23 protein-coding genes are annotated in these 21,391 nt (G+C 35.3%); 10 read left to right on the top strand and 13 right to left on the bottom strand.

Features of this window, described 5'->3' with window-relative positions:
* Positions 1–8: 8 nt before the first annotated feature.
* Together LGQ02_RS06035 and LGQ02_RS06030 are read right to left on the bottom strand one after the other, a co-directional pair.
* The gene (locus LGQ02_RS06035) at positions 9–92 is read right to left on the bottom strand and encodes a YjcZ family sporulation protein (protein WP_226518235.1); all 84 of its coding nucleotides are present in this window, start codon (positions 90–92) and stop codon (positions 9–11) included.
* A 44-nt stretch (positions 93–136) separates the two neighbouring features.
* The gene (locus LGQ02_RS06030) at positions 137–223 is read right to left on the bottom strand and encodes a YjcZ family sporulation protein (RefSeq protein WP_226518234.1); all 87 of its coding nucleotides are present in this window, start codon (positions 221–223) and stop codon (positions 137–139) included.
* Between the two features lie 266 nt (positions 224–489).
* Here LGQ02_RS06030 and LGQ02_RS06025 point away from each other — a divergent pair, with 266 nt between their 5' ends.
* Both LGQ02_RS06025 and LGQ02_RS06020 read left to right on the top strand, forming a co-directional pair.
* Positions 490–1,410 carry a peptidylprolyl isomerase gene (locus LGQ02_RS06025; protein WP_226517305.1) on the top strand — a complete coding sequence of 307 codons (921 nt, stop codon included), beginning with the start codon at positions 490–492 and terminating at the stop codon, positions 1,408–1,410.
* Between the two features lie 568 nt (positions 1,411–1,978).
* Positions 1,979–2,083 carry a YjcZ family sporulation protein gene (locus LGQ02_RS06020; RefSeq protein WP_226517304.1) on the top strand — a complete coding sequence of 35 codons (105 nt, stop codon included), beginning with the start codon at positions 1,979–1,981 and terminating at the stop codon, positions 2,081–2,083.
* Between the two features lie 62 nt (positions 2,084–2,145).
* Here LGQ02_RS06020 and LGQ02_RS06015 read toward each other — a convergent pair whose 3' ends face one another.
* The gene (locus LGQ02_RS06015; protein WP_226517303.1) at positions 2,146–2,472 is read right to left on the bottom strand and encodes a sporulation YhaL family protein; all 327 of its coding nucleotides are present in this window, start codon (positions 2,470–2,472) and stop codon (positions 2,146–2,148) included.
* Positions 2,473–2,613: 141 nt separating this feature from the next.
* On the opposite strand from LGQ02_RS06015, the gene LGQ02_RS06010 reads away from it, so the two are divergent.
* Positions 2,614–2,940, top strand: a complete 327-nt coding sequence (locus LGQ02_RS06010) for a hypothetical protein (RefSeq protein ID WP_226517302.1) — start codon at positions 2,614–2,616, stop codon at positions 2,938–2,940.
* Positions 2,941–3,067: 127 nt separating this feature from the next.
* Here LGQ02_RS06010 and yhaM read toward each other — a convergent pair whose 3' ends face one another.
* From yhaM to LGQ02_RS05975, 7 genes are all read right to left on the bottom strand, one after another.
* Entirely contained in the window at positions 3,068–4,027 is a 960-nt protein-coding gene (yhaM, locus tag LGQ02_RS06005; RefSeq protein WP_226517301.1) for a 3'-5' exoribonuclease YhaM, read from the bottom strand.
* A 45-nt stretch (positions 4,028–4,072) separates the two neighbouring features.
* The gene (locus LGQ02_RS06000) at positions 4,073–5,443 is read right to left on the bottom strand and encodes a sensor histidine kinase (protein ID WP_226517300.1); all 1,371 of its coding nucleotides are present in this window, start codon (positions 5,441–5,443) and stop codon (positions 4,073–4,075) included.
* Complete coding sequence (locus LGQ02_RS05995; RefSeq protein ID WP_226517299.1) at positions 5,440–6,111, bottom strand: response regulator transcription factor; 672 nt, start codon at positions 6,109–6,111, stop codon at positions 5,440–5,442. The genes LGQ02_RS06000 and LGQ02_RS05995 overlap by 4 nt, the downstream gene beginning before the upstream one ends.
* A 225-nt stretch (positions 6,112–6,336) precedes the next feature.
* Positions 6,337–6,909, bottom strand: coding sequence for a GbsR/MarR family transcriptional regulator (locus LGQ02_RS05990; protein ID WP_226517298.1), 573 nt, complete (start codon positions 6,907–6,909; stop codon positions 6,337–6,339).
* An 87-nt stretch (positions 6,910–6,996) separates the two neighbouring features.
* Positions 6,997–9,990: an ATP-binding protein gene (locus LGQ02_RS05985; protein WP_226517297.1), complete on the bottom strand. Its 2,994-nt coding sequence runs from the start codon at positions 9,988–9,990 to the stop codon at positions 6,997–6,999.
* Positions 9,987–11,219 (bottom strand): metallophosphoesterase family protein, encoded by a 1,233-nt coding sequence (locus LGQ02_RS05980; RefSeq protein ID WP_226517296.1) that lies wholly within the window; start codon positions 11,217–11,219, stop codon positions 9,987–9,989. The genes LGQ02_RS05985 and LGQ02_RS05980 overlap by 4 nt, the downstream gene beginning before the upstream one ends.
* A 137-nt stretch (positions 11,220–11,356) precedes the next feature.
* A complete protein-coding gene (locus tag LGQ02_RS05975) occupies positions 11,357–11,725 on the bottom strand; it encodes a hypothetical protein (protein WP_226517295.1) in 369 nt (122 codons plus the stop codon).
* Positions 11,726–11,862: 137 nt separating this feature from the next.
* Between LGQ02_RS05975 and LGQ02_RS05970 the strand changes: the two genes are divergently transcribed.
* The 3 genes from LGQ02_RS05970 to LGQ02_RS05960 all read left to right on the top strand — a co-directional run bounded on the left by LGQ02_RS05970 (position 11,863) and on the right by LGQ02_RS05960 (position 13,484).
* Positions 11,863–12,048 carry a YhzD family protein gene (locus tag LGQ02_RS05970; protein WP_226517294.1) on the top strand — a complete coding sequence of 62 codons (186 nt, stop codon included), beginning with the start codon at positions 11,863–11,865 and terminating at the stop codon, positions 12,046–12,048.
* Between the two features lie 262 nt (positions 12,049–12,310).
* Positions 12,311–12,871, top strand: a complete 561-nt coding sequence (locus LGQ02_RS05965; protein WP_226517293.1) for a VanZ family protein — start codon at positions 12,311–12,313, stop codon at positions 12,869–12,871.
* Between the two features lie 205 nt (positions 12,872–13,076).
* Positions 13,077–13,484 (top strand): hypothetical protein, encoded by a 408-nt coding sequence (locus LGQ02_RS05960; RefSeq protein ID WP_226517292.1) that lies wholly within the window; start codon positions 13,077–13,079, stop codon positions 13,482–13,484.
* Between the two features lie 138 nt (positions 13,485–13,622).
* On the opposite strand, the gene LGQ02_RS05955 is transcribed toward LGQ02_RS05960, so the two are convergent.
* Positions 13,623–14,204: a hypothetical protein gene (locus LGQ02_RS05955; protein ID WP_226517291.1), complete on the bottom strand. Its 582-nt coding sequence runs from the start codon at positions 14,202–14,204 to the stop codon at positions 13,623–13,625.
* Between the two features lie 383 nt (positions 14,205–14,587).
* Here LGQ02_RS05955 and LGQ02_RS05950 point away from each other — a divergent pair, with 383 nt between their 5' ends.
* The 4 genes from LGQ02_RS05950 to LGQ02_RS05935 all read left to right on the top strand — a co-directional run bounded on the left by LGQ02_RS05950 (position 14,588) and on the right by LGQ02_RS05935 (position 18,929).
* A complete protein-coding gene (locus LGQ02_RS05950; protein WP_226517290.1) occupies positions 14,588–15,175 on the top strand; it encodes a hypothetical protein in 588 nt (195 codons plus the stop codon).
* A 120-nt stretch (positions 15,176–15,295) separates the two neighbouring features.
* A complete protein-coding gene (locus tag LGQ02_RS05945) occupies positions 15,296–15,745 on the top strand; it encodes a DUF4367 domain-containing protein (RefSeq protein ID WP_226517289.1) in 450 nt (149 codons plus the stop codon).
* A gap of 815 nt (positions 15,746–16,560) precedes the next feature.
* Positions 16,561–17,391, top strand: coding sequence for an SDR family NAD(P)-dependent oxidoreductase (locus LGQ02_RS05940; RefSeq protein ID WP_226517288.1), 831 nt, complete (start codon positions 16,561–16,563; stop codon positions 17,389–17,391).
* Positions 17,391–18,929: an AMP-binding protein gene (locus tag LGQ02_RS05935; RefSeq protein ID WP_226517287.1), complete on the top strand. Its 1,539-nt coding sequence runs from the start codon at positions 17,391–17,393 to the stop codon at positions 18,927–18,929. The genes LGQ02_RS05940 and LGQ02_RS05935 overlap by 1 nt, the downstream gene beginning before the upstream one ends.
* 186 nt (positions 18,930–19,115) lie before the next feature.
* On the opposite strand, the gene LGQ02_RS05930 is transcribed toward LGQ02_RS05935, so the two are convergent.
* Together LGQ02_RS05930 and LGQ02_RS05925 are read right to left on the bottom strand one after the other, a co-directional pair.
* Positions 19,116–19,544: a PaaI family thioesterase gene (locus LGQ02_RS05930; RefSeq protein WP_226517286.1), complete on the bottom strand. Its 429-nt coding sequence runs from the start codon at positions 19,542–19,544 to the stop codon at positions 19,116–19,118.
* A 780-nt stretch (positions 19,545–20,324) separates the two neighbouring features.
* Positions 20,325–21,176: an HAD family hydrolase gene (locus LGQ02_RS05925; RefSeq protein ID WP_226517285.1), complete on the bottom strand. Its 852-nt coding sequence runs from the start codon at positions 21,174–21,176 to the stop codon at positions 20,325–20,327.
* Positions 21,177–21,391: the final 215 nt, after the last annotated feature.

Raw genomic sequence — 21,391 nt, 5'->3', positions numbered from 1 at the left:
CAAACATATTACATCCACGCAGTGCCGACGATGACAAGCAAGATGAAAAGGACCACAATCAATGCGAAGCTTTCTTGGTATTGGTGTCCCATTACTTGCACCTCCTTCTACTTTTACTCCCTTTATAATCGATTCTTTAATACGCCCAAGAAGCGCCGATAATAACGAGTAAAATGAACAACACGACAAGTAACACGAAACCATTTTGATATCCATGTGACATGGGTAAATACCTCCTTTTTATCTTTCACTACATTGTATTGTGAAAAAGTCATTGTGTTTGGACGTTTATCACGATTTTCAAATGATTATTTGGGACTTTCCCTAATATTTTTCTCAACAATCCAAATAATGACAAAAGATGCATTGTGCGTTTTAACTAGATCACTTCAGCCTTCGGTTGTCAGAATGATGTCGATGCATGTTCAAACTACTGTACATATGCTATAGTAAAATGTATTGAAACTTACATATTTAGGGGTGAACGTTTTGAAGAAATACATATTTTCCTTTCTCTTCGTTTTAGTGGTCTTCATGACAGCATGTAACGGAGATGAAACGACTGAAGAAGTAAATGAAGAATCAAACGAATCAGTAAATGACAGTGAGCAAACTGAGGAGGCATCTGAAGATATTCTTGTTTCTACAAGTGCAGGTGATATTACAGAAGATGAATTTATTCAATCGTTAAAGAATATGTTCGGTGATGTTGTCCTTTCTCAACTAGTTGAAGAAACAATTATTAATCATGAAGCTGACTCTCTCGATATTGAAGAAAGCGATATTGAAGAAGAAATTAATAACTTACAAGAGAACATGGGCGCACAAAATAGTGAACAATTTCAACAGATGCTTAGACAGCAAGGCATTATGAATGAAGAAGAACTACGTACACGCGTTTTGAAACACCTCGTATTGCAGAACCTTATTGGACATGTCGGTGATTTTACTGAAGAAGAGGTTAAAGCCGAATATGAAAAAGGTGAAGAGGTAAATGCTCGCCATATTCTTATTGAGGATGAGGAACAAGCGTATGAAATTTATGAACGAATTCAAGATGGCGAAAGCTTCTCAGAGTTGGCAGAACAATATTCAGTAGACCCTGGATCACGTGAGAATGGTGGAGAACTAGGATTTTTCCGTCGAGGAGCAATGGTTGCACCATTTGAAGACGTTGCATTTACACAAGAAGTGTCTAATGTAAGTGAACCTGTTCGCTCACAGTTTGGATACCATATTATCGAAACATTAGAGAGAAACCCATATGAAGATGATTATGAGGAAGTAAAAGAAAGTTTACTTAATGCATTAAACAACCGTAAACTTTCAAAAATGTCAGCAAAGCAAGAAGAGCTATTTGATAACATTGAAATTGAAGTACATGATGATGAATTCGAACACTTATTTTAAAAACAATTAAATCGATTCAATTTCATAATACGTTTTTTGCGCAATGAAACGAATGATATGATAAATTTATTCATTAAATGTACGTTTTATTTCGAAGTGAACGTAACAAAAGACGGCGACTCCCAGAGGATCAGCGACGAGCAATACTTCTTCGAACTGCTTCGAGCTGCGACGAGTAACCGCAGGAGCAACGAGCTGAAGATCCACTTAGGCGAAAAATTCTCGAGGCTAAGTTAGCTGAAGACAAGCCCTCGGGAAAGCGTCCGTCTGAAGTGGAGTTCACGCTCATCATTCGGAATTTCGCACCTTATTTTGAGTTATGAAATTGATTCAATCATATAAAAAATTCTTATAAAAGTATCAAGCTCGATCCATTTTGGAGGAGCTTGATACTTTTTTGTGTGTCCTAGATGAAAGCGATACATTATGTACCTACAAACGAACGATTTTAGAAACAGCCTACTTGAAAAATATCTGCAAATTTCCATGTTCGCCTAGTAACATCTTTATAGTCATGTACATAGTTTATGAATGTGGGTACCCCTGTAAATTAAACTGAGAGGGTGACATGCACATGTCAGGATGTGGAACAACTCCATATTTCAACGGCTTCACACTTATTGTTGTATTGTTCATTTTACTCATTATCGTTGGCTCAACTTACGTAAACTAAAACTTGGGGTAATCATTGACTTCGAGGTTGCTTACAAAGCTACAGAAGCGTATCTCAAAAGCTTACTTGCTTTCGAGGTACGCTTCTTTATTATTGTTTTGTTCTAATTCTATATCATTTTCATTTAATTTTGCTTTTTTTCTTCTATTACGAATTTCATCTAGTATGATTGATCCTTCCAATTCTATCGCTTTTTCTTCTTTACGCTTCTCGTCAACTCGTGCATTTACATACATGATACCACTAAATAAAATACCTAAATAAGTTGCATACACCCACCAGGGTAATTGAGCACCTTCTGCTCCTAATGACGTTAAAGACAATAAACGTATGACAAAAATCAAAAATATAGCAGCTATTAACGTGAAAATAATTTGAATAGGGTTCATCTCTATCTCCTCTCATTGATAAATCTTCTCTATCTTCCCTATTATCTATATTAGGAAGGAGAGAAAATATGATAGAGTGTTTCAAATTTTAAGAAAAAGGGTATAGAATTCCACCAGCATAAACATGGAGGGATGATTGTAATGGATAAGAAAAGGCTTTCAAAATTGACATATGGGCAGTTCCAAAAGATGTTAGTCCGTCATACACTTAAACAGCTAGAAGATTATCATACTGTTTCTCCTTTAATATTTTTTCCGATCATACATGACCGTGTAGAGTCTTTTCTATTAGCTCATTGGAAGGCTACTTGGCATGATTGTTCAGATATGAATTGGAATGAGTGGTTACACTCCGATTGTTATGCTCTATTTGAAGAGGAAGTACTAGATGATATTAAAAATGAAGCGTTAAGTTATGACATAAGTGCTTTAAATGCTGTAACGAAAGGGGAAAGAATATCATATTAAAGTGGTTTATACGTGAACGTTTTCTATAAAAAGGTATAAAAAAGCTAAGTACATGTAAAATGCTCTTGATTTATCTGAAGAGCATTCATCGTACTTAGCTTTTTCCTACGTTATCTATATATCTTATCTATATATCTAGTGGGTCATCGTGAAAGGACGGTTTATAAAATGAACGATTTTCCATCGGGAAAATTCGTTCACTAAATTCTCCCGGCATTACCCTTTCAAGTGTGCGATCCATCATATTCATTTTTGCATCAATATTATCAATCATATGTAACATTTCAGCTTCTTTTATAATTGGCCGCTTCGGACTACCCCATTCTTCTTTACCATGATGAGATAAAATAAGATGTTTCAAAACAAGAACTTCTTCTCCTTGTATATCTAGTTCATTCGCTGCTTCCTCTACTTCTGTCACCATAATTGAAATATGTCCTAGTAGCTTTCCTTCGATCGTATATTGAGCATCTAATGGACCAGATAATTCTTTCACTTTCCCTAAATCATGCAAGATCACACCTGCATAAAGTAAATCTTTATCTAGCGAAGGGTATAATGCTGCAATACTTTTTGATAAATCCAGCATACATACAACATGATAGGCTAAACCAGATACAAACTCATGATGGTTTTTTGTTGCTGCTGGGTATTCTGTAAATGCTTTTTGATGTTTTTTAAATAAATGACGAGTAATACGTTGGATCTTTGGATTTTTCATTTCAAAAATGTATTGCGTTATTTGTTCTACCATTTCAGCTGGGTCTCGTGGCGCTGATGGCATAAAATCCCTCATCGAAACTTGATCCATGCTTGTCGTTGGACGAATTGCTTTAATTTTTAACTGTCTCATTCCACGAAAATCTTGAATTTCTCCTTCTGTATGAACGACAATAGAGCTTTTAAAAGTCGCTTCATCTTCCGGGGAAATCGCCCACAATTTTGCTTCTATTTCTCCAGTTTTATCTGACATTTGTAACGTAAGAAATGGCTTGCCATTACTGGCAATACCCTTTTTAGCAGATTTAATTAGTAAATAATGATCGACTTGATCACCTACTTGTAGGAAGTTAATCCCTTTCTTCACGTTGTTCCCCCCTCACCTGTATTAAAAAAATTACTCACATATCATTTAACTTTTAGTACGTGTGTTTTTTATATCTTGTTTAGGAATGACCATCGAAAAACGAACACCGTCATTTTCGTTTGAGACAGAAGGATATCCCCCATGAATTTCACAGATTCTCTTTACGATCGCAAGACCTAAACCAAATTGCCCTTTATTTCCTTTTCGAAATGGAGTGAAGATATGATCAATCTCATTATTAGGTATTTGTTCACCATTATTACGTACGTGTATGAGAAGTTGTTTATCTTGTTCCACTGCTTCTAGTTCAATGAAGTCAATAGCATACCGTAAAGCATTTTCTACTAGATTCTCTAATAGCACACCAAGAAGTTCTTTGTCTCCATACAAATTAACATGATCACCTTTAATATTAAACGTTACATTTTCCCGTTGTAAACGGAAGCGTTCTTCAATACGATAGGCAATCGAACCAAACGGAAATTCCTCTTTTTCCATGGGTGCTTCTTTTAACGAATCTAGCTTTGTATAGTAGATCATATCTTTTACTCGTTTTTCCATCCGGTTTGACTCTTCTAATATGACATCCATCGTCTGTTCAATGTTGTCTTTTGGCAAAATCCCATCTTTAACAGACTGTGCATAGCTTTTCACTACCATAATTGGCGTTTTTAATTCATGAGAGGCATGTTGGATAAAAGTTTTTTGCGCTTTATCGTACTTCATTAAATTTTGACGCATTATTTCAAACTGCTCTGAAAGCTTTTCGAAATCTTTATCCTTCTCCCAATGGAATGGATCTTTCCAATTTCGATTGGCTATTTGTTCAAAATGATTTCCTAAGCTCGTCAACGGCCTCCTTAAGTAATGTTTTAACCAAAAGGCCGGAATTAAGCTTAAAAGGCCTGCAATAACCATTATATATGAAAGGCGTCCCCAAAGACGATTGACCATTTGATCTCTATAAGTATCCCACATAAATGAAATATGGTAGGCTTCTCCACCTGTTGTATACACTTTAAATACGACGTAAAATAATGTTGCTTCGTTATAGTTTAATTCATACCTTCCTCGGCGAGTGAGTTGGTTATATGCATTTTCTCCCATTTCTCGTAATACTTCATTTGGAACAGGGTCCCCTTCAATTCTACCGTACTGATTCATGATGAAAATATGACCGACAGACCGTTCTGCATCACGGCGTTCAATAAAATCGACTTCGGAGTTAGGCGGAACAAGGTGTTCACCTAAAGGGTCAGCAAAGCGAGCTTGCTCTTGCTCAATAATACGGTATGTTTCTTCTGTTAACGTACTCTTTAACGATATCGGATAGATAATTCCAATAAGCAAACCAACCATTAAGATGATTGCAATAAATGAAAACCAAATGCGTTGTGTTAAATTCAGTTTGATCATGAAGATAAAACCCTATAGCCGAACCCATAAAGTGTTTCTACATGAATCCGTGACAGTTTCTTCCGTACACGCCTAACAACATCATCGACAGCTCGCTCAGAACCAAAGTAGTCACTCCCCCAAACGTATTCAATAATTTCTTCACGAGATAATGCCTTACCAATATTTGAGGTAAGTAAAATAATTAAATCCATTTCTTTCGTTGTTAATTCAATTTGCTCATCACCATCGTGAATGGTTCTTGAATGGGTGTCAATTGTATAACCATTTAGTTCAATCTTTTCTACAGTCTCTTCACCTTCTGGATAAATACGATGTAGCAATTTTTTCGCTCGAATCACTAACTCTTCAGGTAAAAAAGGCTTTGCTAAGTAATCATCACTTCCTAATTCAAGTCCTAAAACTCGATCTAAGTCTTTATCTCTTGCAGAAATAAAAATAACTGGTGTATCTTCTTGGGCCTTAATGGCCTTGAGCAGTTGATAGCCATCCATACCGGGTAACATAATATCTAACACCCATAAATGAGGAGGCTGTTCAATGAATTCATATGCTTCTTTTCCATCTGTAAAATGTTTAACTGACCAACCTTCTTTTTCCATATATGCTTTAATAACTTCCCCTAAGTTTTTTTCATCTTCAACTAAATACACTTCATATTGTTCCATCTATGATCACCCTTTTTTGAAGACTTTTATTTGTACATATTTTAATACATAAATTGCGTTATGGAAAACGTTATGAGAGCTTTTAGAGAGTCTTTTAAATTTGTAAATGTTTTTTTATATAAAGAAAAAAGCCGACTCTAAAAGACCAGCTCAATGTAAAGTTAGACAGGTGCGTTTATCTGTCTATATTTCACAAGAAACTGTCCTTCTATGTGAGTCAGCCACTTACTCATCATCATCAGTATTTTGCTTGATTTTTGGCACGAGCTCATAAATTTTCCCGCTCTCAACGACATCTACAAACTGTAATAACCATACATAATATTGTCTGGCGTATGATAAGCGATCTAAATCATGCTCAATTTTTTCTTTTAATTCAGGATCATCTGTTCTCTTTAAAACTCGTTCAAGCACTTCTTCAGCTTCGTCAGCCTCTTCAATATTTGTTTCTGTCGCTTTACGCCATTGACGAGAAAATAGTGCAGTAAAAGATTTATACCAATCTTCTTCTGTGCGGTATAAATCTTTTCTTATCCCTCTTCGAAAAACAGGTTCGACCATTTTCATATCAGATAAAGACCTTACGCCAGTACTCATGCTTGTCTTACTCATTCCCAGCGCTTCACGCATGTCGTCAAGCGTCATAGGATCTTCTGCAAAGTATAGCGCACCGTATAAGCGGCCAATTGATGGTGTAATACCATATAAACTCATGTTTTTAGCTATACTTTGGATAAATTGATCTTTCGTTTCTTCGTATTTTTTCCATTCATTGTTATTTTTTTTGTCTTCACTCAATGAGATAACCCCCACCTTCGCTCTCTGACAATGATTTTACCAAAAGATACGCCAGGTTTAAAGACATTGTGAGAATGAAACAAAACTTTATAGCTCTATTACATATTCTTCGTCACATTCTTCCATAAAGTAGTCATGACACGTAAAGTATATAACTTGTCTATCTTTAGTAATATCTCTTAATACAGAAAGGATTTTCTTCCTTCTATCTTTATCTATGTTCACAAACGTCTCATCCATAAATAATGGGATATTCCTTTCATTTGCTACATGTGCTGCTAAGGAAAAGCGTAATGAAAGGTATAACAATTCACACGTCCCTCTACTAAGATCTCCTGGTTCAAAATGCACACCATCGTACCGTTCAACGATAAATCGTTCCCTCCCCATTGGAGCAAAGAGTCGGGTGTATGTACCATCTGTCATCTTCTGAAAATACTTCTCTGCATATTTTATAACAGATGGCTGACGTTCTTGTTCATAAATGCTCTTTACTTCATCAATAAACATTTGGCTTGTAGCATAAATAGCCCATTTTTTTGCATACGATTGTAATTCTTCTTTTAGTTGTGTAAATTGTTGTAACTGCTCTTCATATGAGCGGTCTTGCTCTAAACTTGTTATTTCATGTGTTAGCTTTGCTTTTTGTTCAATCGTCTGCCTTCGTTTCAGTTCTAATTTCTCTAACTTTTCTTCAACTAACTCTTTTTCTTCATAGATGTCTTTCCCACCTATTAAAACCTCTTCTTTTAAAAATACCTTGAATTGTTTTTTTTCAGGACTCATCGCTTTCATCTGAAACCATAAATTTTCCTGCTCTTCTTGTAAAGCTCTATTTTTCGTAAACCTATGCCCTTTTTCTTGAAATGCTTCATAATCTTTTACGTTCGCTAATGAAAATAGTTCTTTAATCTGCATTTCAATTTGCTGTCTTTTCATTCGATACGTATCGTAAGATTGTTGTCGATAGCTTTTTTCATTTTCAATTTTTTCTTTTTGGCGCAACTTTTCCGATTCTTGATTGACATACTCGTGAAGAAGTTTTATCGCTTCATTGACTTTGGTCTTTGTTTGACAACTAGTCTTTGAAAGCAAGGTCATAACATCTGACTGAAATTCGTATTGTTTCTCTTCATACCTCTTTATTTTTTCACTTACTTCTTTCCCTTTAGTATAGAGTTCTTTCCAGTTCTTTAGTGTTTCAAGAAATCCTTCATAATACTCAACATCATGATCGGTTGGAAAATTGTGATTGACTGCCCATTTCCTTATATCAGAAGCTATTTTCTCCTTTTTATTTAAGGATGACTCCCATTCACTTTCCCACAGACCTCTTTCTTCTTTAATACGTTCCCATTCATTTTTCAGACGTTCAAAGTCTCTGCGCTTTTGTTCTTCTTGAAGAAGAATTGACTTAGCATGTTGAATCGAGCTTTCATTTGTCCGATCTATATTTAACGCTTGTTCTAACTCTACTCTTTCATTTGTCTTCTCATCATATAAGCTCTTTATACGCTTCTTTTTTGTTTTTGTCTTTCTCAAAAGAAACATTGACGTAGAGCCAAATAAAAGTGCCAAAAAACTTATACTAGCTGAAAGTAAATATTGTGCAAAGGAAGCAAAAACTACGACACTAAGTAAAAGCGTAGTTGTCCCACCGAAGAAAGCATATGATAAAAATCGGTCTTGCTTTTGAAGGTCTTTCCATTCATTATTCAGCAAGGCGATTTGCTCTGTGACCATTTCTTTTTTTATTTGAAGACGTTCGCTTCCATCACTTTCATCAATTCGCTTTTTCAACTCAATATATTCATCTTCATCCATCATTTGATTTTTTGTTGACTCGTATTGACCGCGAATTTTATCACTTTGTTTTTCAATCTTGGCTTTTTGTTGAAGTAGCTGGTCTTCTTTCACAATCCATTGTCTCCATGCTTCTTTTAATGCTGTGAATTGTTGTAAAACAATTGGAGAATACCGAGCTTCTTCCATCTCGTTATTCCCTTTAGCCCAGTCTTTTTCAATTTCGGACATTTCTTTTTGTAAACGGTTATATTCAACCTTTAACTCTTCGATGTCTAGCTCTCTACTATTGTATAATTCGTGCTGTTTATCTATACGATTTAACTCGATCTTTAACATGGATAAATGAGGGGTAACAGATAAGCTTTGTAATGAGCGCTCAAGATGCATGACATTTTCCTTACTTTGTTCCTCCCCCGCTTTTGCATCTAGTAATTTTTCATTTAATTGTTTGTATCTCTCTAACCCTTCTTCAGGATAAGAATCGACTTCTTCCCATTCCTTTAATTGAAGCTCTAGTTTTTCCCACTTTTTAGCTATTGGGTACAACTCACTCTTTTTTTCTAACGAACGATACTTATCTTGTAATCCCTTCAATTCTTTTTCGTGCAGTTCTTGTTCATCGGTTAATTGTTCAAGATTACTTACCATTTTTTCATACTCATCAATACGGCGCTCCCACTCGGAAATCTCTTTTTCTTTCTCTTCCATTTTTATAGCGAGGGCATTCATGTCTGTCTTTCTACCACGAGGTTTATACAGCTTGTTCATTTCTTGATCAATATACTTTTCGAGTTTAAATAAGTTTTGAGCCCCTACCATTCCAGTATCAATGAGAAAGCGATTAAGCTCTGCTGGGTCCATCTTTTCCAGCCCGCTTAAACCATCTAAATTGAAATAGAAAACGGCGCGAAAAGTGCTTTGATCAATATCTGCAAAAAGAGTTTGCAAAAAGTCTTCTCCAGCTTTATGTCCATCATCGAATGTAACGGTGACATCCCCTCTAGCTTTACGGCCTTTCACTCGTTCTATTGTAATCGACCCATATGTATGAGTGAAAATCGTTATCTTCCCACCATAAGCTTGGGAAGTGATTGGGATAAATTGTTGTTCCCCTTTCTTTGGGAAACCGAACAAAATGGCTTCAATAAATGACATAATCGTCGACTTCCCAGACTCATTTTTCCCATAAAATAAATAGATGCCGTTATGATGAAAGGTCCACGTTTTATCTTCCCACTTACCAAACCCATATATATGGAGCTTCTGTAAAATCATTGCTCTTCCTCCTCTTCCATTAATGAGGACAGTAACATCTTTTCAGCCGAATCAATAATTTGGACTTTCTCGTCTTCTGAAAATGGTTCTATATATTTTTTCATCAAACGATTCGTTTGAAGCTTACTAATCGTATCATCAAATGCTTGAAAGTCTTGTTTCTCTTGTTCGCTAATTCTTACAATATCGCCGAGTAAATGTTCTTGTTTTCTGATAGAATCTCTATCAATGACTGGTGAAGTTAAAACTTCTAACCGATGTACCCAACAATGTTCATCCACTTCTTCTCTTAATAGAGTTAATAGCTCATCACGATGTTCTTCCTTTTTTAAATAAAGGTGGAGAGGCCCCTCACCAATTATTTTCAAATCAATGAGAAATGTTGTGTCACCTTCTTTTTGTGGAAGTTCGTCAATCATGTCTTGAACGAGAGCATCGATTGTATCAACATCATCGATTGAAACGTTTTGTTCAACCCAAATGAGTGGGGCTGTTTCAAAGAATTCGGTCTCTACTTCATTACCATTAAACTGCACAAGATATGCACCTTTTGGCCCCTTCTCTTTTCTATGGGCACCTTGTACATTTCCAGAGTATATGACCGGAGGGTGAGTAGATAATACCTTCCGCTCGTGAATATGTCCTAAAGCCCAATAATGATAACCTTTTTGTAACAAATCGCGTAATGCGAAGGGGGCATATGGTTCATGCTCCTGATTCGTCTTTTCTTGGCCATGAAGAACACCAATATGATAACCTTGATTTTCAACTGCATCTTCATATAAGCAAGTAGGGTTATCAGTATAAGCTTTTTCAGGGTAGCTAAACCCATGAATGCAAACTCTTTCATCACCTGAGGTGACGACCTTAACTTGTTCACCTTCTGAAGAAAAAACGTGAACATTGTTTGGTAAATGAATAAATGACTGTTTTTCAACGATCGGATCATGATTACCGTGAATAATAAAAACACGAATATGATGTTCGTTCAGTCTTTCAACTTGCTTCTTTACGAACCATTGCCCTCGTAATGAGCGATGTTCATGATCATAAAGGTCACCACTAATAATTAAAAAGTCTACTTTTTCTTCGATTGCTTTATCTATGATGTTTTTAAATGAAATGTACGTGGCTGTTAACACGGTTTCTTTCATTGAGGAAGGCATTCCAGCTTCAATATGAATGGAACGTCCTAAGTGAACATCAGCACAATGAATGAATTTTACCATCAAAATGCCTCCTTTAAATAGAGCTTTGTTACCGAGATTATAACACAAAAGCGAATGAACGTTCGTATGCATTCGAAAATAAAGAGACTGCCTCGTCGTTAATATCGGTAAAAAGACAGTCTCACAATCTAATCATTTTAGTAGTAAGGCAGGACAGATAATGCCGTTAATGCCGCTAGTGGTAAAATAAGTCTTCTAAACCTTCTTCGTCTAGGGCGATAATATGGAGAATAATATGGTGAATAGTATGGCGAATAACTATAACCTCCAAACGGATAAAAACCTCTTGTCATACTTTCATCAAAACCATACCCGAATCCACCGCCATAACCTTGTGGCATCATTTGTTCATGCATATCCCAGTCCGTATTTGGCACCGCCAAATAAAGGTTTTCATCGTCTACGTGTTCAACGATTCCGTCATATTGCTGGTGATCCCTCGTTGTCACCATAACATAACGGTGCATGTGGTCATGACAAAGTTTTTTCATATCATTTTCATGCATACGTATCTCCTCCTTCCAATGCCCATCTTATTCACTTTATAGGCGAATGGTGAATAATTGAACGCAAAATCATTCTTCTTGATTTAAATTTGCCGAATATTTAGAATGGAACTTGTAAAGGGAAAGGAGGAGTCATTATGTCAAAATATTTTTTAACTGCTTACGATAAAAAAGGAAATCATTTATTAAACGAAATCTTCGAAGCAACAAATGATCAAGAAGCAAAAGAAACTGGCCTTTCACGACTTACTAAAGAAAACTTACTTGATAACCCTAGCCGTGTTGTTCGCTCATCAGGAGGACTCGTTCATTTTCACCAATAAAAAAAGAAGTCGAGCTTTAGTATGACTAACAAATTTCAACCGATTTGTTAGTCAATTTTTTGTTGTCATATAAGGCTTCACTAAAACCGAAATGGTTATTATTGTTAAAATGAGAACAGGAATAATATATTATCTTGTGATTTATTCACTTAAACTAATGGGGAGTTTGCTAAGAAAGGAGTGATATTTGAATATATATAGTTATGCTATTACGAATTAAATAAGTTGTAATATATATAAGCATGAAAAGGAGAAATATATTGTGTTTAATTCAATTATTACTTTTGGCGGGGCATATGCTGTTATACTATTCATCATTATTGATTTTATAAGATATAGGTCAAAAAATTTATTCAAAAGGGCAATTTTATATAGTTTTCTTTTTTACCTTTTATTTGTAGCTGACCGTACAATTGGTTATCTTTTTTTCCCACCTTTTGAAGATACATATTTAAGTTTTCAACTAATTCCTTTTTACTTCGTTAGGGATATATTATTTTTTGAGGTTGGCAGCTGGTATTTTTGGAATACTATAAAGCTATCTTTTTATAACCTCATAATGCTTGCCCCTTTAGGTGTTTATTTATCGTTATTGTTTGATGTAAGGAGTATGAAAAAAGCTGTTTTAATAATATTTTCAGTTAGTTTCTTCATAGAAGTATATCAATTAGTATTTACTTACTTTGGTTTAACTTTAACACGAACATTTAATGTTGATGATTTGATATTAAATACTTTAGGGGGAGTAATTGCTTTTATTATTTTTAGAAAAATAAAACAGTATTATCATCTCTATTTTAAACCCACCAAGGTTCAATCATAATAAAATTATAAATGATATAAAAATATTGAGAATAATTTCACTCAAACTAACGGGGTGCGTTTTTGCAACAAGCGGAGACGCTCTTTTACATTTTTATGCTAAATAAAACGGAATGAGTGTTAACATTAAAATAGAGTACAAAGGCTATTGAAGTATTGAGAAGAAGTTTAGCACAATAAGGTTTAAGATTTATAGGAGGCGTTCGATGAAAAAACAGGTCATAATTTACACCATTTTATCAATCATTGGTATTTTCATTCTTAACTTAATGGTTAATATGCAAGGAAATACGCGTGATATCACTGAAACCAATGTTTTATTGTCAGTTTTATGTGTCATGTTTGGAATACTCATTGAGTGGAGGAAAATTCTAACTATTTTTAAGTCAGGTGTAAACGTTAATTGGTTAATCGTACCATCGGTGATACTTTTAATGATCGCTATCTTGCCATATGGATTCTCCATTGTGGTTATAGTTATACATAATATATTTGGAACTAGTTTGAATCCTCCAATTGTAACTCCTTTACTAACAGAATCGGTTCGTAATATCACCTTTGTCTTTGCGGGAATAATTTTGGTACGCTCGTTAACAAAAGAAAAACATGCTTAAAGCTTGTTTAACTACCATGAAAGAACGCAGTTAACTTTCATTTTCTGTGTTGAAGTAATGCTTCATGGATGGCGAACGGGTTGCGTTAGGATTATTAAGAGATTAAAGAGCTTGGAGTTTCCAAGCTCTTTAACTCGTTCAACTCATTCCTACTTCACTTTTAAACTTTTTGATTTGTTCAGCTTCATTTTCCATAAATTCTTCGATGATTTCTTGTGAGCGCTCATTCCAATTCGTTTGAGCGTTCTCTTTCAATTCATATTCTCTTAATTTTTCTTGCATGATTTGGGACTTATAGCTATTTATTACATATTCGCTCCAATATTCATCTTCAGTTATATTTAATTCAGCGATTAGTTCGTCTATTTTTTCTAAAACAAATTCAGTATTCTGACCTTTGCCAATTTCTAATTGCTCTCGCATTTCTTCGGCTCTTTTTCCAGCTTCCTTGTCAGATACTTCAATTCCTACTTCTGTTGCTCTATTTAATAAGGCAACTTCTCGAAGCTGGACTTTAAACGCCTCTTCATTCGCCTCTTCCTTTGCATATCCGTCTTCTTTCAGTTTATTTGCAAATTCTTCATGTTTATCTACAATAAAACTATCATTTAGAGGATTTAACTCACCTTTAACTGTCTCCCCTTGTGATGTTGTGCCACACGCTCCAAGCAGTAACACAAATGCACTTAAACTAATTACTAATTTTTTGATAAAAATCATCCCTTCTTTTAAATAAAACTCTTGTGTCTTCAATTACATTTACGAACCAACTTTAACTAATGTTTCAACTAATCATTACTATTACCTTTGCATAAAACGATATTTTACGATTTCTTCGTTTGCAAATATAGACAAAAAAGTAGTTTATTTTGGACTGCTAAATTAAAAATTCTACTCCAAAACTGAACTAGTTACATATAAGAGAGATCGTTTATTTTATTGGAAGAATAACGGTTAATTTATGTTAAACTCAGTGTGAGAAAAATGAAGTTTGTGAAAGAGTGTACTTAAAGAAACGGGTAGCGATTGCTTAACAAGAGTAGTCGCTTCTTGTACTAACAAAGCATTTGGCGAAAGAAAATAATACAAGGTCGGGGGGAGTTATGAAATACATTTTCTTAGTTATAACAGCTTTAATTTTACTAACTATAATAATCACTGGCTGTAATGAAAAAGTCAATAATGATGGTGAAGTTGCAACAACCAAAAAGCATATAGTTAACACCAAAGAATTTATTGTAAGTTCTAACTCGACAGAATTGGTTACATCAGTAAAAGGGACAGTATTTCTAATTGGAGAAGAAGGGGTTCCTGAACATGCCAAAATAGTTGCATGGATTGACATAGACCCTAACGATTGGGGTGGAGTAGTATTCTATACACCTAAAAATTGGCATATTTCAAGTGTGATGAGTAGTGATCCTAAAGATATAAATGAGAAAACTTCTGAAGACTATGTAACGATATGGACGAATGAAGAAGCTAAAAATAATATGATAGAAATTGGAACAAACCGTTATTACCCAACAGGTGGTGGAAAAGGAGCAGTAATAATCGAATTGGATATTGACAAAGAAACGATTGGTACATCAGAGATATTCAGTATAACCGTTGGGGTTGGGTCTGATGAAAAAGAAGGTAAAAGGTTAATCCATCCAGATTATAAGGTAATAGAGATACCTTCATCATAAAAAGTATGAGTTAGAAATTTGCCATCTTTTCTTTGTTCTACAAACGGGTGCGATAGCTGAATAAGCTGTCGCTGCTCTTGTTTCAGTGGTGCATTACAAAATAAGAGAAGGGGGATAAACATGAAAAATACTTCAATGATTATCATCATGATTTTATTATTAGGGTCTTTATATTTCTTTACAAATGAATCAGTAAAGATTACCGAGAAAAACTATAATGAGATAGAAAATGCTTTAAATGATTTAGAGTTTGAAATTAAGTTTCCTATGTATTTAGGAGATGTGAATTGGGATGGGGCTAACATCATTTTCCATGATGAAAAACAAACTAAAATCGAAATATATGGTGTATCTGATAATGGGTTTGGAGTGACATTCATGGCTTCATTAGTAGAGTTGGAAAAACCAAAAAATTTTAATTGGGAAGAAATTAAGATAAATAATAATTCTGGTCTTATCACTCGTGAAAATAACATCATTCAATGGATAGATAAAGGTGTATCATACAGCTTAGATGGCGGCGATTTAAATGAAGAAGAGTTATTAAAAATAGCAGAATCATTAGGGTGAATGTTGGTGGATATGTGATGTTTTTCACTTAATCTAACGGAGAGCGTTAGTAATATTTCGAGTTGTAATGTTGGCAGCTCTTTTTTCAGATCTCAAACTGGAAAGTCATGTTAAACTAAACGAAGAGTGGAAGAGTTAAAAAAATATAATTAAAGGTCATATAAACTGAATCAATTTCATCATTCCGTTTTTTGAGCAATGAAACGAATGATATGATAAATGTTTCATTAATAGTACGTTATATTTGTAAGTGAACGTAACAAAAGACGGCGACTCTCGGAGGATCAGCGACGAGCAATACTTCTTCGAACTGCTCCGAGCTGCGACGAGTAACCGCAGGAGCACTGTTTATCTGTGACGAGTAATCGCAGGACAACGACGAGCAATACTTCTTCGAACTGCTTCGAGCTGCGACGAGTAATCGCAGGAACACTGTTTATCTGCGACGAGTAACCGCAGGAGCACTCTTTACCTGCGACGAGCAAGCGTAGTGGCGCAGGAGCACTCTTTACCTGCGACGAGCAAGCGTAGTGGCGCAGGAGCAACGAGCTGAAGATCCACTTAGGCGAAGAGCTGTCGAGCCTAAGTTAGCTGAAGACAAGCCCTCGGGAAAGCGCCTGTCTGAAGTGAAGTTCACGCTCATCATTCGGAAATTCGCATCTTATTTTGAGTTATGAAATTGATTCAAACTGCAGAAAAATATAATTTAATTGAGAAATTCACTTCACATTTTAATGTCAATTTCTAACAAGCTAACAAGCTATCATTTCAATATATTATTGTGAACGAATTTTATTAGTGAAATAGGTGTACATATGCAAAGTTATCGTTTTGTAGAGTCATGTTTATTTTTACCTACTTACTTGAATAAGAAGAAACTAAAACACCACATTGCTGGAAAGTCTATCCTTATCACTGGTGCGAGTTCTGGAATAGGTGAGCAATTAACCTATCAGTTAGCCAACATTCGTTGCCATTTAATCTTAGTTGCGAGAAGAGGAGAAAAGCTTTCAAAGATAAGAAGCAAATTAGCAACCAAATCTGCCAAAATTAGTATTTTTCAAGCTGATCTTAGAAATGAAGATGAGAGGGAACATCTTCTAACATTTCTTCATGAACTTCCAAATGGCTTAGACATCGTAGTAAGTAATGCAGGACTTTCAATTAGAAGATCCATCTTTGAATCTTTAGATCGTTATCATGATTTCACACGAACGATGGCAATCAATTATTTTGCACCAGTACATATACTGATATCTCTTATCCCTATTCTTAATAAAAACCATGGGCAAATAATCAACATATCGACAGTAAATGCCTTGCTATCACCTGTTCCTTATTTCGCTGCTTATCAAGCATCGAAATCTGCTTTTGATGTTTGGCTTAGATCTGTTTCTCCTGAGTTAAAAGATAAAGATATAACAACAACAACCATATATTTACCATTAGTAAAAACACCTATGATTAAACCAACTGATGCATACCAAGATGTGCCAGCCATGTCACCAAACCATGTGGCCAAAATCATCTGCAAATCCATGTACACGAAACAGAAGAAATACCAGCCATGGTGGCTTATTTTCGGTCAAGCAGCTTCCATTTTTGTTAGAAATCTTGGCTATTTTTTAATTAAAGGAGGTAAGTAATGATGAAGATATTTAAGTTAATGTATGTCTTGTATAAGATTCAGTTACTTTCTCCAATAAGTTTGTATCGATTAATTGTAGCTATTTTTAAAAATGGCATCAATTTAATGACACTATTGCATTTTGCTAAAATGAAATATGGCAATCATATTGCCTTAGTTGACGATAATGAAACTATTACTTATAGGCAGCTATTTAATGAATCTAAAAAGCTTGCTTTCTTTATGAAGGAAAAATATCACCTTCAAAGCGGACATAAGGTTGGTTTTTTGTGCAAAAACCACGCAGCACTAGTAAAAGCTATTTTTGCTGTTTCAAGATTAGGAGCAGATGTCTATTTAATAAATGCTGAAATGAGTAAGAGCCAGTTTAATCATTTAGTCCATCGCCATCGATTCGATCTTCTCATTTATGATCGTGAACTGAATGGTTTGGTCGAACAGTCTGATTATACAAATGCGAGTCTTTTTACCTATCATGATAAGTTGCCCTCTATAAACCATCTCCAACGCTCAAATACCAATGAAAAACAATCTTTAAAAAGAAGTTCTTCAAGTAAACTTGTTCTGCAAACAAGTGGTACGACCGGTGTTTCTAAGGAAGCCGCACATAAACCTTCATTATTTAACTATTTAAATCCATTTATCGCATTTATTCAGCGATTAAAGATATTAAATTATAAAACTGCCTATATTGCTACTCCTATTTATCACGGATACGGTATTGCTGTCTTGCTTTTATTTATACCATTGGGAAAAAAAGCTGTGATTAGCAGCGTGTTTGATGCAAAAAAAGCTTGCAGATTGATACGTAATCACCATATTGAAATGGTTACAGTTGTTCCTGTGATACTTCAGAAAATGCTACAAACCAATCCACAAGACTTAAAGACCCTATCCTGCATTGCATCTGGTGGTGCAAGGCTTCCTGTAAAGCTTATTGAACGTTCATGTGGTGAATTAGGGAATGTTCTGTACAATTTGTACGGGACTTCAGAAGCTGGTTTAAATTTTATTGCTACACCAGAAGATTTAACGATTGCTCCTACTACAATAGGTAAAAAAATAAATGGGCTTCAAATAAAAGTCTTAGATGATGATATGTATGAGGTAGAGAATGGAAAAGTAGGACAACTTTGCGTGAGAAATGATTGGTCAATAGCAAACCGAAATAAGACTTGGATCAAAACAGGTGATTTAGGCTACCGAGATGAAAACGGTTATTATTTCTTATGTGGACGAACGGATGATATGGTGATTTCAGGTGGCGAAAATGTTTATCCGATCGAAGTGGAGCAAGAATTAATGAAGCACTCCTTAATTGAGGATGTTGCTATTATAGGAGTTAATGATGAACACTTTGGTCAAAGGTTAAAAGCATTTGTACTTCTGGTAGAAAATGTTGATCTTACAGAAGAAGAACTTCGTGAGTGGTTACGCCCAAGTGTTGCTAGATTCCAATTACCAAAGGAAATTGAGTTTGTTGACAAAATGCCCTATTCTCCTTTAGGTAAGCTTGATAAAAAACAGCTCAAATAAAGAGGAACCGTAAATGAAATATTAAAGTTATAGGGATCTATCCTAAACAAGTAAAATAAAAAAACTGGCTACCTTAAAGCTGTCGAAGCCAGTTTACTTTTATATACAACATTTACTGAAAAATACGGTAGTTAGAGTGCCATTATTCTTTTGCAGTCGGTAGCCGGTTACAGCTATTTATCTTTTTTACCCTTCAAGTTGATAGAATGTTGCTGTAACTTTTGCTAAATGACGGTTTTTATCATCATGTAAATCGCATTCTACGAATTGTACCGTCTTTCCCTTTTTTATGAATGATGCAACTGCAATGATCTCTCCATCATTTGCAGTGCGGAAAAATTGTGTTTTTAACTCAAGAGAAACACTAGGGCTTCCAAAGGCTGCACATAAATGTCCCATTGCTGTATCAGCAATGTATGTAATGATCCCACCATGAAGAAACCCAACAGGGTTAAACTTAACCTCATCAACGGGGGCTGTAATACGAACCTTTTCTTCCTCTTCAAGATATTCAATATTAAAATCTAATAATGAATATAAAAATTGCTGACCTGTTCCATCGTTATGTACTTGTAAAGCTCGTTCAAACTTTTCTCGCAAACGTTCCTCACTCATTTCATTGACCCTCCCTTATATTGTCATTATAGCTTGAATCTGATGATGAGTGAGTATTCATTTTTTGGATTATCGTGACTTTTTGGATTATCGTGACTTTTTGGATTTGTCCGTGACTATTTGGATTTGTCCGTAACTTTTGGATTTGTTGATTAAAAAGTATTTCCCATGTACCCTGAATCAATTTCATAACTCAAAATAAGATGGGAAATCCCGAATAGTGAGCGTGAACTTCACTTCCAAAAAAAAAACGTACATTTAATGAAAAAATTTATAATATCAATAGTTTCATTGAGCAAAAAACGTAATTATGAAATTGTCTCACCCTGTAAAATAATTTAATAATGATGCATTCGCTTTCGCCCACTCGCTTTCACCTCAAGGCACAAGTGCGACATCCGTTTATGCTTCACTTCGATTGCATTCACGGTGTCTTCTTTGCACCTCATGGCACAAGTGCGACATCCGTTTATGCTTCACTTCGATTGCATTCACGGTGTCTTCTTTGCCGTGGGCAATGCCTCAGCTAAAAATGACTATCGTCATGTTGGATCAACGGGCTTTGCTATTCACACTGGAGTCTCGTGGACCTTGCTCAATCCTGTCAACACCTATTTTCATTAAACCATTGTTTGAAAAAATACATTCTCATGTAGATCCTATGAAAAAACCTCTAGACAAAAATGCGATCTCCCTTACGTTCGAAAACTCCCTTTGTATTTTAAAATCATAAAAAAGAGCCTACGAACGCTTCTGCAGCTCGCAAGCCCTTACGTCTTTTTATTTGAATACTTTAGGATGAAACTGTTTTCTAAATACTTCTCTTACCATATACGCAACCCCGTTTTGATCATTGGATCTTGTAATCCAATTTGCCATCGATTTTAATTCCTTTGAAGATTGCCCCATTACGACACCTAAGCCTGCTTGAGCAACCATCTCTGCATCATTATCATAAGATCCGATCGCTACCATTTCTTTTAAAGGAATACCAAGTTTTTTTCCTAGTACTTGTAACCCTCTAGCTTTTGAAACAGAAGCATCAGTGATATCTAAACTTCCATGTTCAGAAGAAGTAAGTCGAATGTCAGGAACAGCTTCTTCTAGCTCCTCCATTGCATCTTGCTGTTCTACTTCATTCCAAAAGTGTGCTCGTATTTTTGGTACAGTTAAAGGCTGATCGATTAAATGGTGGCTAGGTGAGTCAACAAAATTTACTGGGTAAAATAATGGATCCCCCATACCTACATTCATCCGAGCAATCAGCTGGCTCTTATGATGAACTTTATTTCCTACTGCGTATTTTTCGTGTAACAAACGGATATGACAATGGTAATTTTCTAATATATCAACGATTTGATACACTTTGCTCGATTCAATTCTACGTTCAAAAATCGGGTTTTCAGAGTCGTCAGCTACAAATGCTCCATCATGAGTAATTAAATAGTTATCATCAATTTTCAATGATTTTGCCACTTTTTTTGCAGACGGAAAAGCTCTGCCAGTTGCTAATGTTACATAAACACCCTTACTCTTTACAAACTCAATTGCTTCCTTTGTTTCTTTCCCTAGTCGATGATTCGACTTCAATAGGGTTCCATCGATGTCCAACGCTAATAAGCGGTATGCCATAGCTGCCTTCCCCCTTCAAAATTCCTTAGTGCGTTGGTAATACATATATGTCCCTTTGATGGTGATTAGAACTGAAGAAAAAAACTTGGCCCATTTTAATCACTGTTTTATAAAAAGGCTGTTTTCTAATAGATTGTTGTTTTATTGTGGAGTCAATAATGTTTGGATACTCTGAGGCCGACGCTTTCACCTCTAGGCACAAGCGCGACATCCGC

Source organism: Bacillus shivajii (assembly GCF_020519665.1).
Taxonomy (GTDB): domain Bacteria; phylum Bacillota; class Bacilli; order Bacillales; family Salisediminibacteriaceae; genus Bacillus_CA; species Bacillus_CA shivajii.
This window is presented reverse-complemented; position numbering and strand designations above follow the sequence as displayed.